Source organism: Peribacillus sp. CSMR9, assembly GCF_033141925.1.
Classification (GTDB): domain Bacteria; phylum Bacillota; class Bacilli; order Bacillales; family DSM-1321; genus Peribacillus; species Peribacillus simplex_A.
Window position 1 is genome coordinate 138,915 of the sequence record NZ_JAOPHO010000004.1, and the last position, 14,138, is coordinate 153,052.

Genomic DNA, 14,138 nt, shown 5'->3' on the forward strand with positions numbered 1-14,138 from the left:
ATTTATAATGCCGTACATCGAACATGTATATGCACGCGAAGTGCTTGATTCCCGTGGTAATCCAACAGTAGAAGTAGAAATCCAAACAGAGTCCGGATATTTCGGACGTGCAATCGTACCATCAGGTGCTTCCACAGGAGAACACGAAGCGGTTGAGCTTCGTGACGGAGATAAATCTCGTTACCTGGGTAAAGGGGTACAAAAAGCAGTTGATAATGTAAATGAAATCATTGCTGACGCTGTCATTGGTTTGGATGTAACGAACCAAGCAGGCCTTGACCTTACTATGATTGAATTGGATGGTACTGAAAACAAAGGAAACTTGGGAGCTAATGCAATTCTTGGTGTATCAATGGCTGCTGCCCATGCCGCTGCTGAATTTTCAGGTTTACCATTGTATCGTTATCTTGGAGGATTCAATGCGAAACAACTTCCGACTCCAATGATGAACATCATTAACGGCGGATCACATGCCGATAACAATGTTGACTTCCAGGAATTCATGATCCTTCCTGTAGGTGCCCCTAGCTTCAAAGAAGCCGTTCGTATGGGTGCTGAAGTATTCCATGCATTGAAATCAGTCCTTTCTGCTAAAGGCTTGAATACGGCTGTTGGCGATGAAGGCGGCTTTGCTCCAAACCTTGGATCAAACCGTGAAGCGCTACAAGTCATCATCGAGGCAATTGAAAAAGCAGGCTATAAAGCAGGCGAAGATATCTACCTTGGTATGGACGTAGCTTCATCTGAATTCTATAACAAAGAAACAGGCAAATATGATCTTGCAGGCGAAGGCCGCAATGGCGTTACTTCCGAAGAAATGGTCGCTTTCTATGAAGAGCTAGTGAATGAGTTCCCGATTCTTTCCATCGAAGACGGCTTGGATGAAAATGACTGGGATGGCCACAAACTTCTAACTGAACGCATTGGTTCTAAAGTTCAATTAGTGGGTGATGATTTATTCGTAACGAACACGAAAAAATTGGCTGAAGGCATCGAAAAAGGCATCGGCAACTCGATCCTGATCAAAGTGAACCAAATTGGTACACTTACTGAAACGTTTGATGCAATCGAAATGGCGAAGCGCGCAGGCTACACTGCAGTCGTTTCCCACCGTTCAGGTGAAACGGAAGATGCAACAATCGCTGACATCGCCGTTGCAACAAACGCAGGCCAAATCAAAACGGGTTCCATGTCCCGTACAGACCGTATCGCTAAATACAACCAACTTCTTCGCATCGAAGACCAGCTTGGTGACTTGGCTGTATATGGCGGCATGAAATCTTTCTATAACTTGAAGAAGTAATTATCTTGAATTCCGCTTCTGACGAGAAGCGGATGGATTCATTATAATAATTTCTTTTAACCTCCTATTCAATGTGGCAATCCACATTTGAATAGGAGGTTTTTTATGTTTATAAGGGGGGAAGTGTGCATTCAATATGGGACAGTCCTATTTGTTGAGAGTACAGCATTGGTGGATTCAAGCCCATTTAATCAAACGTTTGATTAATAAAATCCAAGACAAAAAAAGGTGCCGCATATGGGCACCTTTTTTTATTTATTCGATACAGCTTTCACTGGCACGGCATTATAGTATTCTTCCAATGTACTCTTCGTTTCGGAAATTTCAGTTGCGGCTTCGACACCAACATAGCGGATGTGCCATGGTTCGTATTTATAGCCTGTGATGTTTTCCTTGCCTTCTGGATAGCGGATGATAAATCCGTATTCATGGGCATGCTCGGCAAGCCAGGCCGCTTCATTCGTGTCACCGAAGCAGTCTTGGGCAGCACATGCGCCGTCGTGGGTCGTAACATCAATCGCGAGACCCGTTTCATGCTCGCTTGTCCCAGGCATTGCACTGTAGGTTCTCGCTTTTTCTTCCCCGTCCTTAGTTACATAGTTATTAAAGACCGCGATTTGTGTTTGATGTGAACGGTATGCGGAAACACCGGCAAAGTGCATGTTTTCTTTTTCGGCAGCCTGGAACAATTTTTCAAGAGCCTTTCCCGCTTCTTTGCGCATCATTCTTTTTTCAATTTTATCTTGAAAGATGAAATCCACTTTTGGGTAGATAAGGTCATCAGGTTTGTAATCTTCCGGCAGGCTGTATTGTTTATTGACAAGTACAGGTATGCTTTCTGGGTTGGCTAATGTCTGAAGGCCAGCCTGTGCGGGTTTAACCGTTTCATCAACTTCCACCTGGCGTTGGGCCGATTCATTTGAATCATTATTCTTATCAGTTTCTGTCTCCTTATCCTGGGAGCTCGGTTGTTCTTCTTTTGGCTCTTTTTTATCATCGCTGGTCAGGTCGAATGAACAGCCAGCCATCAGAATGAAAGATGATAGAGCGGTTGCTGCAAATATAGGTTTTAACATATGAAAGGCCCCTTGCTTTTAATATAAGATTTCCAATAGAAATAGTTTTGAAAGATTATCGTGATAAGTAATCCCTTGTTAATTCACTTTGATATTTATCAAGAAATAAGCCAATCCAGACCACCATCAACAAAAAAGGATAATCATTACGGATTGCGGTTTCCACGACAGGGTCAGACCAAAAGTGCGAAAGGAAACCAGATGACATCCTGATTGTCTCGAATGTGACAAGGGCGTGCAGCGATAACCAAAGAATCGTAAGGGTATTGGTCCCAAACCCGATCACCGCTGCTATGATGCTCAGCAAGACGGCTGCTGCCCCGATCAGGAGGACATGGAAGCTGGATTGGAAAAAGTCGATACCGCTATTGGAAAGTCCATTATAAATAATAGCAGTAAAATAAACGGTTGTCGTGATATATGCAGCAAATAATAAGTATCGATTTCCATGATACTTTGCCAGCAGCAATAGAAGCGGTGATAGGATGATTAATAGGACACTTATAAGATTGCTTCCGCCTGTCCATAAAGAATAACCGGCAAACGCCGAGAATAGGATGGTCAGGAGATCAAGAATCCGAAGTATGGACTTAAACATGGTGACACCTCTTTCTCTTTATGCAAATTATCTCAAACTTTGTTTCAAAAAGAAAATAAACGACTATGGATTTAGGAATTCTTACCATTATAGTATAACAAAGATTGTGGATATTTAGTGGGTGTGGTAAAGTTAAAGTAATTGTTTATTGGTTCTTCAGGAGGTGTAATTGCATGCATGCATTTCTCATAACGCTTTTAGTGATTGTCAGTATCGCCCTCATTGTGACGGTATTGCTTCAATCAGGTAAAAGTGCAGGTTTATCAGGTGCGATTGCCGGCGGTGCCGAGCAGCTATTCGGAAAGCAAAAGGCACGCGGTTTGGACCTAGTTTTACATCGGGCAACGGTAGTATTAGCCATTTTATTCTTTGCTTTAACTTTACTTGTTGCATTCTTTGATGTGTAATGGATCAAAAATGAGTCTAGCTAAATAGCTAGGCTTTTTTCTTTGCACAATAGTCGCATGAATAGATATAGTGATTTTAGTACTTAATTATAGGATAGGGAATTCTATTTACCGATAAAGGAGTTTAAAATCATGAAAATCAAGCTGCAGCAGCCCTTTACTTTTAAAGGCGGAAAAAGAGCTGTTTTACTTTTACATGGATTTACGGGGAATTCCGCAGATGTGCGGATGCTTGGCCGTTACTTGGAGAAACAGGGATACACCTGCCATGCCCCGCATTATAAAGGACATGGCGTTCCGCCAGAGGAGTTAGTGAAAACGGGTCCTTCAGATTGGTGGAAAGATGTCATGATGGCCTACGATTTTCTTAAAAGCGAAGGCCATGAAGAAATTGCTGTTGCCGGACTCTCATTAGGAGGCGTATTTTCTCTGAAATTAGGTTACACTGTACCTATAAAGGGTATCGTAACAATGTGTGCGCCTATGTATATCAAAAGTGAAGAAATGATGTATAAAGGAGTATTGGAGTACGCTAGAGAATTTAAGAAGTACGAAGGGAAAACTCAAGCGCAAATAGAGCTTGAAATGGACCTTCTTGCCGATAAGCCCATGAATACATTGAAAGCCCTTCAGGAATTGATAACGGATGTACGAGAGCACGTCGACCTTATTTACGCGCCGACATTTGTCGTGCAGGGCCGGCATGATGATGTTATCAATCCCAAAAGTGCCGATATTATTATTGATGCCATTGAATCACCTGTCAAACAAATCAAGTGGTATGAAGAATCCGGTCATGTCATAACTCTTGATAAAGAACGAAACCAATTGCATGAAGATGTATTTGAATTTTTAGAAAGTCTGGATTGGTCCGAATAACAAAATTATCATACCCTGAATAGGAGGGTTTTCATGGAAGATAACATTCAAGAACATATTAATAAGCTGCTGACGTACATGACGGATGAGGCATATAAGCCGTTAACCGTACAAGAACTGGAAGAGGCTTTGAAAATCGAAGACTCGGCAGATTTCAAGAATTTCGTTAAGGCTTTAGTTAAGATGGAAGAAAAGGGACTGGTGGTCAGAACGAGAAGCAATCGTTACGGCCTGCCGCAAAAAATGAATTTGTTCCGCGGTAAATTAACGGGACATGCAAAGGGATTCGCTTTTGTGACACCTGAAGATAACCCAGGTATGGATGATATTTTCATTCCGCCAAATGAAACGGGTACAGCGATGCATGGAGATGTCGTCATGGTACGAGTATCTTCGGAAACATCCGGCTCAAGACAAGAAGGCACGGTCATCAGAATACTTGAACGCGGAATTACACAAGTGGTCGGTACATACTCGGAAAGTAAAAGTTTTGGTTTCGTCATCCCTGATGATAAAAAGATTGCAAACGATATCTTCATTCCACAGCATGCTTCCCATGGAGCGGTAGAGGGACATAAGGTTGTCGTCAAGCTGACTTCTTATCCTGAAGGACGTGTAAGTGCAGAAGGCGAAGTCATTGAGATTCTTGGGCATAAGAATGACCCTGGTGTAGATATTCTTTCCGTGATCCATAAATATGGTTTGCCGATGGAGTTCCCGGATGACGTCATGGAGCAAGCCAATGCCGTTTCGGATACCATTCAAGAAAGTGAAATTGGCAGTCGCAGGGATTTGCGGAATGATGTTTTGATCACGATTGATGGAGCGGATGCAAAGGACCTGGATGATGCCGTCACTGTTTCTAAACTTGAAAATGGCAATTATAAGCTGGGTGTCCATATTGCTGATGTCAGCCATTATGTGACGGAAGGTTCGCCAATCGATAAGGAAGCCTTAGAAAGAGGGACGAGCGTTTATTTGGTTGATAGGGTCATCCCGATGATCCCGCATCGTTTATCGAATGGCATTTGTTCCTTGAACCCACAAGTCGACCGTTTTACACTTTCTTGTGAAATGGAAATCACGCCAAATGGTGAAGTTGTCAACCATGAGATTTTCGAAAGTGTCATTAAGACGACTGAACGTATGACATATGGCAATGTGAACAAAATCCTTGTGGATAAGGATGAAGAACAACTCGAACGCTATGAGGCTTTGGTTCCGATGTTCCAGGACATGGAGAAGTTGGCGGCCATCCTTCGTAAAAATCGGATGAACCGCGGTGCAATCGACTTTGATTTCAATGAAGCGAGAGTTATCGTTGATGAAGAGGGACATCCGACTGATGTGGTTTTACGTGAAAGGTCGGTTGCGGAAAAGCTGATTGAAGAGTTCATGCTTGCGGCCAACGAAACCGTTGCTGAGCATTTCAACCGTCTTGACGTTCCATTCATTTACCGTATTCATGAAGATCCCAAGCCGGAAAAACTGCAGCGTTTCTTTGAATTTATTACGAACTTCGGATATATTGTACGGGGGTCGGCCAATGACGTTCATCCTAAAGCGTTACAGGAAATCATTGAGGCGGTTGCAGGTAAACCGGAAGAAACGGTCATATCCACCGTCATGCTTCGTTCCATGCAACAAGCCAAATATGACCCGGAGAGCTTAGGTCACTTTGGTTTATCAGCTGAGTTTTATACACATTTCACATCACCGATTCGCCGTTACCCGGATTTGATCGTGCACAGGTTGATCAGGACCTACTTGGTGGAAGGTAAACTCGATGAAGCTACGAAGGAGAAATGGAATGCCATTTTACCTGAAATTGCCGATCATACATCGAAACGTGAACGTCGCTCAGTCGATGCTGAACGGGAAACGGATGATTTGAAGAAAGCAGAATATATGCTTGATAAAATCGGCGAAGAATATACCGGTATCATTGGTTCGGTTACGAATTTCGGGATGTTCGTCGAGTTGCCGAACACCATTGAAGGACTTGTCCATGTCAGCTTTATGACGGATGATTATTACCGCTTCGATGAGCGTCAGCTTGCAATGATCGGGGAACGTACCGGTAATGTGTTCCGTATTGGCGATGAGATCGACGTACGTGTTTCCAACGTCAATAAAGAGGAACGCGCCATCGATTTTGAAATTATCGGCATGAAGGTAAGCCGCCCGCGTCCATCTGGCGAGAAGAAAATATTCAAAGCCAATTCAGGTGAACGTAAACGGGGCCGCGGTGGCAATGGGGGACGTAACGAAGGTAAAGGCGGCGGCCGCGGAGGCAGCCGTAATGGAGATTCGCCTTCCTCCGAGAGAAAACCGAAAAAGAAGAAAAAATTCTTTGAAAATGCGCCAGCTGCCAAGCGCAAGAGAAAACCAAAAAAGAGATAAAGATTGAGGCGGGGGGATGATCATTTCATCCTCTCGCCGCGATTGGATGTAAAAAAGGGGAGAGTTAGATGCCAAAAGGCTCAGGTAAACAACTAGCACAAAATAAAAAAGCTTATCATGATTTCTTTATTGAACAAACGTTTGAAGCAGGTATCGTTTTGAAAGGGACGGAAATCAAGGCAATCCGTGCGGCCCGAGTGAATTTGAAGGATGCCTTTGCTAAAATAGAAAATGGTGAAATCTATCTTCATAATATGCATGTCAGTCCATATGAGCAGGGAAACCAGTTTAACCATGACCCGTTGCGGACACGAAAGCTTCTTTTGCATAAGAAAGAAATCAGTAAACTGATCGGTGAAACAAAGGAAACAGGTTACACCATCGTCCCGTTGAAAATGTATTTAAAGAATGGCTTTGCCAAAGTTTTAATCGGACTTGGAAAAGGGAAGAAGCAATATGACAAGCGTGATGACCTGAAGAAGAAGGAAGCGAAACGCGATATTGAACGTGCTTTCCGTGATCGGCAGAAGATGTAGAAATGCCAAGACCTTACAATTGCTTTTTTGAACCAATCTGTTATAATTAATCCTGTACCGATGACAATTGAATATCAGCCAACTTGCTGACTATTCTTCTCTCGTACGCTCCATTTCTATCATGGGGACGTTACGGATTCGACAGGGATAGTTCGAGCTTAAGTTGCGAGTCGAGGGGATCGGCCTCGTTAAAACGTCAACGCCTATAACTGGCAAACAAAACAACAACCTAGCTTTCGCTGCTTAATAACAGTCGATAGCTGTTCCTCCCTCCATGGCCCACGTGGTAGGGTAAGGGACTCACTCTAAGTGGGATACGCCGGAATCCACCGTCTGAGGATGAAGGAAGAGACCAATCAGACTAGCTGCTCTGCCGCCTGTCGATAGGCTAATGAGTTCGCGAAATGCGAATATATCGACTACACTCGTAGAAGCTTAAGTGCCGTTATGTCTGGACGTGGGTTCGACTCCCACCGTCTCCACCAATACATATATTGGTGGTTTTTTATTTGTCTTCTTTTTAGTTGTTTTTGTCGAAAAATCGATAAATCGTATAATTCGCAGATAAATCAGGAGTTTTCGCAGATATATCTCCATTTTCGAAGATATATTCCCGATTTCGCAGATAAATTGTACAATCGCTATCATTTAAAGGAATATTTCCTACTGCTATAGAATCCTTTGGGAGAAACCAAGATTGGAGTGATGAAATTGATTGTAAAAAAGCGAAAAGTTCCTCTTGCCATCCGCAAATTACGTGCATTAGCGTACAGGCTTCCTCCGAATCACCCTAAACTCCCTATAATAATGAACGATCTCAAAAAAAGGGAAGCGGGCCATAAAGGAGAATGTTCCATTGATTTTCCATTAGGCTTTCTTGAACCGAAAAGCTATTACATCTTCCACGATTTAAGGCTGCAGGATCAATCCCGATTTTTTCAACTTGATACCTTATTAATCTCCAAGAAATATGCGCTTATTATTGAAGTGAAGAACATTTCAGGGCAATCTATTTTGATCCGCATTTCAACCAGCTCATTCGAACGATAGAAGGCAAAGAGACGGCATTTCCAGATCCCATCATACAAGTCAGCCGTCAAGAATCACAGTTAACCAATTGGTTCTTGAAAAGTGGTTTTCCCTCACTTCCCATCCTTTCTTTAATTGTCATCAGTAATCCCCAAACAATCATCCGTACAGCTCCTGGAAACTCCACTATAAAGTTATCCATCGCGATGCGCTTCCCGCTAAAATAAATCGAATGGACCATTCCATAACAGACTCCCGTTTTAGTGAAAAAGATTTGAAAAAAGCAGTTCGCGTAATGAATAAACACCATATCGATGCGGACTTTTCCATTCTGGAACGATACAACCTTACCGAAAAGGACCTAATAAAAGGAGTGATATGTGAGAGTTGCAAGGGCAATCAGGTATTTAGAAGGCATGGCATGTGGATTTGCCCTCAATGCCAATTATCCAGTAAAAAAGCACATATTCCGGCTTTACGAGATTATTTTTATCTATTAGGCTCGACCATAACGAATCGGCAGTTGAGGGACTTTTTAAATATTTCCTCTTCATCCAGTGCAACACGGATTTTGCAATCATTGAATCTGACAAGCCGTGGTACGAATAAGGGGAAGGGTGTACAGCCTTTTTTTGATGAGTGATATCTAGGTGATCAGGCCCTCAGGAGGCTAATTGTCTAAACTATACCTTGATTTTGCATTATTCATGTCGTAATACATGATAAAAAAAGACTCAAAAGAAGCATGAACTTCTCTTAAGTCTTTGTTCCGATCTTATTCCTTCAATTCCTTGCCCATTCCCTTTAGGAAGTGGACGCCAAAACCAATTGCCCGGTTTATGTCTGGATCATTCAACGTTTTCATTAAATCTATCACGCCGATTTTCTTTTCGGTCTGAAGGAATTTGTTTCCTTCATCAATTCCTGAAAGTGCACTGTTCAGCAGTTTCGTGGATTGTGCGGCATCGGCGTTCATCAATGCTCCTGTTGCCCCCATAAGGGTATTGATCAGGTTTGTGACAGGTTGCCTTGTGACTTGTTGAAGAGCGATTTTAGCAATTTGTTCTTTTCCTTGAAGCATGGAAGTCGCAGCTTCGAATACGCCCGAGTCATTCAGTTCATTGACAATTTTAAACATATTGATTAACGCATCTTCATTATCGGTGATCAGCGTTTTCAGTTCTTCTAATTTTTGTAGCTTTTTTTCTTCCTCAGTAATGGGATTATGGATTTCCGTAATTGGAGCTGCCATGATCATCGCCCTCCTTGTTTATTTATCCGTTAAGTGAACATAGCCTGGACGGGCCCACTTACGTTCAACCTCGACACCATTTTGAGGGTGACGTTTTTTATTTCGCGGATTGGTGCCCGGTAATGGGATGTCTCCGCTTGCATTTAATACTTCCATGCGGACCATCGTCTGTTTGTAAGCGGGTGTGCTTGTGCGTTGATCATAGATAGGACCAGTCAGGAAGTTAATGGCTGAATCTTTATCGACTGAGTTCATCGGTAAAAATAGCTCATTATTTTTTACTCGGTCTGTGATCACGACTTTTAATTTAACGGCCCCGAATGGTGACACTAAGCGAACGAGTCCGCCATCACTGACTTTACGTTCTTTTGCAAGTTCTGGTGAAACCTCAACGAAAATATCAGGTACCTTTGATTGGATTCCATTGGATTTGTTCGTCATATTTCCTTCATGGAAATGCTCCAGGATGCGTCCATTATTGATATGAAGGTCATATTCTGCTGGGAATTTATGAGGTTCTACCCAGTCAGCCAGTGCAAAGCGTGCTTTCTTATCAGGGAAGTTGAAGCCATCCACATAAAGAAGCGGCGTGTTTGATCCATCATGGCTTCCCCATAGGAAGCTGTTCCAGCCTTCCAGCACATCGTAATTCGCTTGGCTGAATATCGGTGACAGGCTGGCCATTTCATCATAAATTTCACTAGGATGGGTGTAGTTCCAATTCGCACCTAAGCGGTTGGCGATTTCTTGAGTGATCTCCCAGTCCGCTTTAGAATCTCCCATAGTGGGAAGGGCTTTATATAAACGCTGTACACGGCGCTCTGTATTGGTGAACGTTCCGTCTTTTTCAAGAGATGGAGCTCCGGGTAATACCACGTCAGCATATTGGGCTGTCCTTGAAAGGAAAATATCCTGGACAACAAAGAAATCCAACCCGGATAACACTTTATCAACATGGTTTGCATCCGCATCGACAAGTGCCATATCTTCACCTACAAGATACATGGCCTTCATATCGCCTTTTTCTATCGCTTTAAGCATTTCAATATTGTTCATGCCTGGTTTGCCATCAATTTTCACTCCATAAGCTTTTTCGAATTTAGCACGTGCCACGTCATCGGTAACATGCTGATATCCTGGAAGCCATGTTGGAAGAGTGCCCATATCGCAAGCGCCCTGTACATTGTTATGGCCGCGAAGCGGATAAGCTCCCGCTCCTGGGCGACGGTAGTTGCCTGTAGCTAATAGCAGGTTGGAAATTGCAGCCGAAGTGTCGGAAGCACCAGTGTTTTGTGTAACGCCCATTCCCCAGAGAATGCATGTTCCGTCTGCATCGCGAATTGTCTCGGCTATTTGGATCAATGTTTCTTTTAAAATACCTGTGTGTGTTTCTGCGTATTCCAGGGTATATTTTTCAAGTACTTCTTTATAATCGTCGAAGAAGTTAACATTTTCATTGATGAATTCTTGATCATGCCAGCCTTGATCGATCATATATTTTGTAACCGCCATCAACCAAACCTGGTCTGTTCCTTGTTTTGGACTGATATGGATGTCGGAACGCTCGGCCATTTCATTTTTGCGGATGTCAGCTACGATCAGTTTTTGTCCGTGAAGCTTGTGTGCCCGTTTAACGCGTGTCGCCAGTACGGGATGGCCTTCTGCCGGGTTAGCCCCAACGATGATGACAAGACCTGCTGCGGCGATATCTTTAATCGTGCCAGCATCACCGCCCATGCCGACTGTACGGAACAGTCCGTCAGTTGCTGGGGATTGACAGTAACGAGAGCAATTGTCGACATTGTTCGTTTCGAACATTTGCCGTGCCAGTTTTTGAATCACATAGTTTTCTTCATTCGTGATCTTGGATGAGGAAATGAAGCCTACAGAATTTTCGCCGTATTGCTGTTTGATCGAACCCAGTCTGGATGCAACCAAATCAAGTGCTTCATCCCAGCTTGATTCAACGAATCTTCCATTTTTCCGAATCAGGGGCTTTGTCAAACGTTTTTCCGAGTTTACGAAGTCCCAGCCGAATTTCCCTTTGACACATGTGGATATCGCATTGACGGGTGCTTCATGAGTAGGTTGGACTTTAAGGATTTTACGGCCTTTTGTCCAGACTTCGAAAGTGCATCCTACCCCACAGAACGTACAGACTGTTTTTGTCTTCTTCGTCCGTGTATCACGCATTGCCGCTTCAATCTCCGAAATGGCAAAAATCCCGCTGTATCCAGGTTCCACTTCTTTGACAAGGTCAATCATTGGTTCAAGCATATCGCTTTTTAAACCAGACATGAAACCCGCCTCACCCAGCATCGATTTTTCCATTAATGCATTACATGGACAAATGGTTACACACTGTCCGCAACCTACACAAGATGAGTTATTGATTTCCGTTCCTTCATCCCAAATTACCCGAGGGCGTTCTGCTTCCCAGTCGATGGAGAGCGTCTCATTGACCTGAAGGTTTTGGCAAACTTCGACACATTGCCCGCATGCGATGCATTGATTGGCATCATAACGGTAAAATGGATGGGACATATCGACGGCACCCAATTCCACTTTCGGTGTGTAAGGATATTTTTGGTGTTCAATTTCCATTAATTCTGCTGTGTTATGTAGTTTGCAATTTCCGTTATTATTATCACATACAGTACAGTATAAAGAATGGTTTTCCAGGATCCGGTCCATGGCCTCGGTTTGGGCTTCTTTTGCCTTGCTTGAGTCCAAGGCTATATCCATGCCTCTCATTGCTTTTGTCGAACATGATCTGACGAGTTTCCCATTGACCTCGACGATGCATGTGTCGCATGTTTGGATCGGATCCACTTCGGGAACATAACAAATCTGTGGATGAGCTATTTCATTTTGATTGATGACCTCCAGTATTGTCGTTCCTTCATTAGCGGTATAATCCTTCCCATTGATTTTGATGGAAATGTTTGAATCGCTCATTATATTTCCCCCTTTTATAGCCAAAAAGACGCAAAAAACCACCATGATTACACCTTCGGCTCTAAAACAGTGGTGTAGGTCATGGTGGAATAGTTTAATAGCAAAGCTTGCCAATATACCAATCCATACCATAATGGATAATTTTAAAAAAGATAGGGACACAACAGTACACTATTATGCTCCCAACTTTCATCATTGATATTATACCTTTAATTATAAAAAGAAACAATCCTGGAGGGAGGGTATCATTCCCAAATTCCTTTCGTTTTTCTTCGCGTTGATTTATGATAAGAAAATTGAGAACTTAATTTTCTTAAATTGGAGTGACGTAACGGTGTCAAAAGTTATCCATGAATTCAATGATATGATTCGTAAGCTGCGCAAGGAACTATTCGGTAAAGGACCAGAACGGATACACACGGTTTTCGTGGAAAATATGGCCGTTTCTACGTTATATGGGAATTTGACTCCTACGGAAATGTTCATATCAAGATCGGAGGAAGGAAGGGACATGGTCCATTCAGCACGAACCAAAATGGTTCAGGATGTGTATTCGGAGAGTCCTCCAGATGGAATGGAAGAACTGGTTGGAGCTAAACTGGTCCATTTGTTTTCAGACATCAAAATTAAAGAGAACATAGCGATTTCCGTATTCGTATTTGATAAGGATATAGCGGCCAAACTCAACGGGCATTGACCATGTTCCTTACATATTGGTCAATTGGCTCCTGGATAGTAAAAGGAGTGGGAACATGAAGGCGATTGAAATGAAGAGGAAGATCATCCGGATAACCAAAGGCAACATCGAGCGGACGGAAGATACGATCGTAACGGAGTATCCCGTTACTGTCAAAATAAATGGCCAGGAATTCGTCACGATGGTTTGTACTCCTGAATACATCGAGGATATGGTGATTGGTTATTTGGCTTCGGAAGGCATCATCAAAAAATATGATGAGATAAAAGAAATTTGGGTCCAGGAAAAAGAAGGTTTTGTTCATGTGAAGATAGATAAAGTGAATCCCTACTTCCAGGACTTTCAAAATAAGCGGTATATTACATCATGCTGCGGAATGAGCAGACAAGGGTTCGTCTTTGTGAATGATGCATTGACTGCCAAGAAAATGGATAATGTTTCGGTGAGACTGACTCCCGGTGACTGCTTCCGCTTGATGAAGGATTTACAAAATTCCGCTGTCACCTTCCAGAACACAGGCGGAGTCCACAATGCGGCTTTATGCGATGTCGATGGCCTCGTATTAAGCAGGATGGACATCGGACGGCATAATGCCTTGGACAAAATATACGGCCATTGCTTGAAAAATGGTATTTCGATAGAAGGGAAAGCCATCGTGTTCAGCGGCCGGATTTCATCGGAAATTCTCTTGAAAGTGGCGAAAATCGGCTGTGAACTGATCCTCTCGAAATCCGCTCCAACCGAATTGGCTTTGGAGCTAGCTGAAGGATTGGGAATCACCACGGTCGGGTTCATTCGTAATGATTCACTGAATATCTATACATGCCCTGAAAGAATTCAATTGAATGACTGAGCATCTTCCGCTTGAAAGATGCTTACGGGAAAGTCCTTGCCGGCATGGCTTGGGCTTTTTTTGTCTTTGTTAAAGGCTCTTTTCGTAAAGATTGTTGTTTTTAAAACGAAACTATTTAAGGTTGATTGGAGCGGAAGTGCGAGACTC

General features: G+C 43.0%; 14 protein-coding genes and 1 other RNA gene. 10 read left to right on the forward strand and 5 right to left on the reverse strand.

Annotation, left to right across the window (positions count from 1 at the left end; genetic code table 11):
- Positions 1 to 7: 7 nt before the first annotated feature.
- Positions 8 to 1,303: a phosphopyruvate hydratase gene (eno, locus tag N9I19_RS04955; RefSeq protein WP_061465548.1), complete on the forward strand. Its 1,296-nt coding sequence runs from the start codon at positions 8 to 10 to the stop codon at positions 1,301 to 1,303.
- Between the two features lie 251 nt (positions 1,304 to 1,554).
- On the opposite strand, the gene N9I19_RS04960 is transcribed toward eno, so the two are convergent.
- Positions 1,555 to 2,379 carry a M15 family metallopeptidase gene (locus N9I19_RS04960; protein WP_317777146.1) on the reverse strand — a complete coding sequence of 275 codons (825 nt, stop codon included), beginning with the start codon at positions 2,377 to 2,379 and terminating at the stop codon, positions 1,555 to 1,557.
- A gap of 55 nt (positions 2,380 to 2,434) precedes the next feature.
- Positions 2,435 to 2,977, reverse strand: a complete 543-nt coding sequence (locus tag N9I19_RS04965) for a hypothetical protein (protein ID WP_317777147.1) — start codon at positions 2,975 to 2,977, stop codon at positions 2,435 to 2,437.
- Positions 2,978 to 3,150: 173 nt separating this feature from the next.
- Here N9I19_RS04965 and secG point away from each other — a divergent pair, with 173 nt between their 5' ends.
- From secG to N9I19_RS04995, 6 genes are all read left to right on the forward strand, one after another.
- Complete coding sequence (secG, locus tag N9I19_RS04970; RefSeq protein WP_061465545.1) at positions 3,151 to 3,384, forward strand: preprotein translocase subunit SecG; 234 nt, start codon at positions 3,151 to 3,153, stop codon at positions 3,382 to 3,384.
- A 132-nt stretch (positions 3,385 to 3,516) separates the two neighbouring features.
- The gene (locus N9I19_RS04975) at positions 3,517 to 4,263 is read left to right on the forward strand and encodes an alpha/beta hydrolase (protein WP_317777148.1); all 747 of its coding nucleotides are present in this window, start codon (positions 3,517 to 3,519) and stop codon (positions 4,261 to 4,263) included.
- A gap of 33 nt (positions 4,264 to 4,296) precedes the next feature.
- The gene (gene rnr, locus N9I19_RS04980) at positions 4,297 to 6,666 is read left to right on the forward strand and encodes a ribonuclease R (protein WP_317777149.1); all 2,370 of its coding nucleotides are present in this window, start codon (positions 4,297 to 4,299) and stop codon (positions 6,664 to 6,666) included.
- A 68-nt stretch (positions 6,667 to 6,734) separates the two neighbouring features.
- On the forward strand, positions 6,735 to 7,202 hold the full coding sequence (smpB, locus tag N9I19_RS04985; RefSeq protein WP_057912049.1) for an SsrA-binding protein SmpB: 468 nt from the start codon (positions 6,735 to 6,737) through the stop codon (positions 7,200 to 7,202).
- Between the two features lie 123 nt (positions 7,203 to 7,325).
- Positions 7,326 to 7,687, forward strand: a transfer-messenger RNA (tmRNA) gene (gene ssrA, locus N9I19_RS04990).
- 226 nt (positions 7,688 to 7,913) lie between these two features.
- Positions 7,914 to 8,252 carry a nuclease-related domain-containing protein gene (locus N9I19_RS04995; RefSeq protein ID WP_317777150.1) on the forward strand — a complete coding sequence of 113 codons (339 nt, stop codon included), beginning with the start codon at positions 7,914 to 7,916 and terminating at the stop codon, positions 8,250 to 8,252.
- Positions 8,253 to 8,298: 46 nt separating this feature from the next.
- On the opposite strand, the gene N9I19_RS05000 is transcribed toward N9I19_RS04995, so the two are convergent.
- Complete coding sequence (locus N9I19_RS05000) at positions 8,299 to 8,472, reverse strand: hypothetical protein (RefSeq protein ID WP_317777151.1); 174 nt, start codon at positions 8,470 to 8,472, stop codon at positions 8,299 to 8,301.
- A 54-nt stretch (positions 8,473 to 8,526) separates the two neighbouring features.
- Here N9I19_RS05000 and N9I19_RS05005 point away from each other — a divergent pair, with 54 nt between their 5' ends.
- Positions 8,527 to 8,874, forward strand: a complete 348-nt coding sequence (locus N9I19_RS05005) for a hypothetical protein (RefSeq protein ID WP_317777152.1) — start codon at positions 8,527 to 8,529, stop codon at positions 8,872 to 8,874.
- 132 nt (positions 8,875 to 9,006) lie between these two features.
- Here N9I19_RS05005 and N9I19_RS05010 read toward each other — a convergent pair whose 3' ends face one another.
- Both N9I19_RS05010 and fdhF read right to left on the reverse strand, forming a co-directional pair.
- Positions 9,007 to 9,483, reverse strand: coding sequence for a helical membrane plugin domain-containing protein (locus N9I19_RS05010; protein ID WP_317777153.1), 477 nt, complete (start codon positions 9,481 to 9,483; stop codon positions 9,007 to 9,009).
- Between the two features lie 18 nt (positions 9,484 to 9,501).
- On the reverse strand, positions 9,502 to 12,441 hold the full coding sequence (gene fdhF / locus N9I19_RS05015; protein WP_317777154.1) for a formate dehydrogenase subunit alpha: 2,940 nt from the start codon (positions 12,439 to 12,441) through the stop codon (positions 9,502 to 9,504).
- A gap of 334 nt (positions 12,442 to 12,775) precedes the next feature.
- Here fdhF and N9I19_RS05020 point away from each other — a divergent pair, with 334 nt between their 5' ends.
- A complete protein-coding gene (locus N9I19_RS05020; RefSeq protein ID WP_061465537.1) occupies positions 12,776 to 13,138 on the forward strand; it encodes a Na-translocating system protein MpsC family protein in 363 nt (120 codons plus the stop codon).
- 55 nt (positions 13,139 to 13,193) lie between these two features.
- The gene (gene fdhD, locus N9I19_RS05025; RefSeq protein WP_089361929.1) at positions 13,194 to 13,991 is read left to right on the forward strand and encodes a formate dehydrogenase accessory sulfurtransferase FdhD; all 798 of its coding nucleotides are present in this window, start codon (positions 13,194 to 13,196) and stop codon (positions 13,989 to 13,991) included.
- The last annotated feature ends 147 nt before the right edge of the window (positions 13,992 to 14,138 follow it).

Excerpts from the sequence above, each read along its gene's own strand:
- N9I19_RS05010 (WP_317777153.1), bottom strand. The coding sequence starts at position 9,483 with ATGGCAGCTCCAATTACGGAAATCCATAATCCCATTACTGAGGAAGAA.
- N9I19_RS04975 (WP_317777148.1), top strand. The coding sequence starts at position 3,517 with ATGAAAATCAAGCTGCAGCAGCCCTTTACTTTTAAAGGCGGAAAAAGA.
- fdhF (WP_317777154.1), bottom strand. The coding sequence starts at position 12,441 with ATGAGCGATTCAAACATTTCCATCAAAATCAATGGGAAGGATTATACC.
- N9I19_RS05000 (WP_317777151.1), bottom strand. The coding sequence starts at position 8,472 with ATGGTCCATTCGATTTATTTTAGCGGGAAGCGCATCGCGATGGATAAC.
- N9I19_RS05005 (WP_317777152.1), top strand. The coding sequence starts at position 8,527 with ATGAATAAACACCATATCGATGCGGACTTTTCCATTCTGGAACGATAC.
- eno (WP_061465548.1), top strand. The coding sequence starts at position 8 with ATGCCGTACATCGAACATGTATATGCACGCGAAGTGCTTGATTCCCGT.
- N9I19_RS04965 (WP_317777147.1), bottom strand. The coding sequence starts at position 2,977 with ATGTTTAAGTCCATACTTCGGATTCTTGATCTCCTGACCATCCTATTC.
- secG (WP_061465545.1), top strand. The coding sequence starts at position 3,151 with ATGCATGCATTTCTCATAACGCTTTTAGTGATTGTCAGTATCGCCCTC.
- smpB (WP_057912049.1), top strand. The coding sequence starts at position 6,735 with ATGCCAAAAGGCTCAGGTAAACAACTAGCACAAAATAAAAAAGCTTAT.
- rnr (WP_317777149.1), top strand. The coding sequence starts at position 4,297 with ATGGAAGATAACATTCAAGAACATATTAATAAGCTGCTGACGTACATG.
- fdhD (WP_089361929.1), top strand. The coding sequence starts at position 13,194 with ATGAAGGCGATTGAAATGAAGAGGAAGATCATCCGGATAACCAAAGGC.
- N9I19_RS04960 (WP_317777146.1), bottom strand. The coding sequence starts at position 2,379 with ATGTTAAAACCTATATTTGCAGCAACCGCTCTATCATCTTTCATTCTG.